The sequence below is a fragment of the Methylophaga sp. UBA1464 genome (assembly GCF_002325665.1).
GTDB lineage: Bacteria > Pseudomonadota > Gammaproteobacteria > Nitrosococcales > Methylophagaceae > Methylophaga.
The window spans coordinates 1-1,641 of the sequence record NZ_DCSO01000116.1; the positions used below are offsets into that span (position 1 = coordinate 1).

The 1,641-nt window shown below is 44.7% G+C and carries 3 protein-coding genes; all 3 read left to right on the plus strand.

Going from position 1 to position 1,641, the window contains the following annotated elements:
• A partial coding sequence (locus tag B3O33_RS15680) for a Smr/MutS family protein (RefSeq protein ID WP_292363937.1) occupies positions 1 to 306 on the plus strand: 306 nt, incomplete at its 5' end.
• 205 nt (positions 307 to 511) lie between these two features.
• Positions 512 to 994, plus strand: a complete 483-nt coding sequence (locus tag B3O33_RS15685; protein WP_292359241.1) for a hypothetical protein — start codon at positions 512 to 514, stop codon at positions 992 to 994.
• A gap of 96 nt (positions 995 to 1,090) precedes the next feature.
• Entirely contained in the window at positions 1,091 to 1,519 is a 429-nt protein-coding gene (locus B3O33_RS15690) for a PIN domain-containing protein (protein ID WP_292359239.1), read from the plus strand.
• The last annotated feature ends 122 nt before the right edge of the window (positions 1,520 to 1,641 follow it).

A 1,641-nucleotide genomic window follows, 5' to 3' on the forward strand; every position in this document is an offset into this window, starting at 1 on the left:
TTCGCCAAACTCAAAAGTGGCAGAGTACATCTGGAAGCCGAACTCGATTTACACGGCCTCACCCTCGCCAAAGCCGAACCCACCCTCTCCCATTTTCTCGAACAATGTCAGCAAGAAAAGATCCGTTGTGTACGAATCATTCACGGCAAAGGCTGGGGATCACGCGATAACAAACCAGTTTTAAAAAGCAAACTAAATCACTGGCTCAGACAAAGTGATGCCGTCTTGGCGTTTTGCAGTGCAACGATTGAAGATGGCGGGACTGGGGCTTTGTATGTTTTGTTAAAGCGGCAGTTTGAAAAGTGAGTTTATAACTGGCCTTTTTATTTCATATTTTTCGGGTCAACGGCCTTTTAATTTTAATTAGGATTCCTTGTAATTAATTATTTAACTATTATTCAAACAGTTGGATAATCCAACAATGGCGGTGTAATAATTAGATGGCCGCCCGATAAAATAATTATGAGGCCGAAGGCCTAATTAACATGCTGTTAGCATTCAAGGAGGCCTAGTGAGTAAATCACCATATTTAAAGGATCAAAGATTGGCTGATGTCATCGCGGCGATCCAAGTAATGAGCACCTATAAGTTCTACAAGCTTGATTTTGCTGGGTGGTCAAAGCGAATAACTGGCACAGAGAGCAATGCTGACTATTGGGAAAAAGTATTTTCTGAGCACCCGGAGTTCTTTCGACTAAATGAGGAAAAAGATAAAGTGTCTCTCGTGTGGAGACGTAGTCATCAAAGAAGTTTTCATGTCGATAGACAAGAAATACTTACTCGAGATCAAATAGAATCCCTTCCCGAGCAAGAAAAAAACACAAGAATATCTCGTACTCCGTTATCTAACGGCGACACGGCAACTCTAATATCAACAGCTGTTGATCTACATTCTAGAGCCATCGAAAGTGAGAAGGAGAAGCGGTGGCTATTTCCTTCATTAGTTACAATATTGGCGGTTTGTCTTGGTGCCATCATTAAATCGTGGTCGTAAAAATGCTAACAAGGTAGGCACGGCGACGGCTTTTCCGTTGCGGCTTCGCGTTCACTACAAAGCCGCGCGTGCTAGCGGCGTTAAAAGGGGTCCTGGATGGCAGAAACTTTCCTTGTAGATGCGAGCTTCTTGGTTCCCGCAATCAGGAGCAGTCACGAGTTCCATCTGCCATGCTATACCTTTGCTGAAGACCATAGAGATGCCAAATGGATCATTCCTAATCTGGCGATCTTTGAGTTTCAAGCAACTCAGTCTCGGCGAAATCGCGGTGACAATGACTCCCGAGAGCCGTACCGGCATATCTATTTGGAAAATGCTGTGCCGTATGAAGTTGGCCCGGAGCTCACAAAGAAGGCATGGGACTTAGACCTGTTCAATCGTTTCGACCGGTTGAAGGGCGCCGACCTTGTTTATGCATGCATAGCGAAAATTGAGAATGTGCCGTTGGTCACTCGCGATAATGATTTTTCTCGTTATTCTGAGGAGATAACCATCATCAACCCAGTGACGGATAGTGACTTTTAACCAGTCAATCAAGTACGTTCCGGCCCTGTCGGGCCGCCGCTTATTTCAGCGTTACATGCACACGGAGGTTTAGTGTCTGATTTAAAACCTGACCCAGGAGTATTTCTAGTTAAAGGAGACAC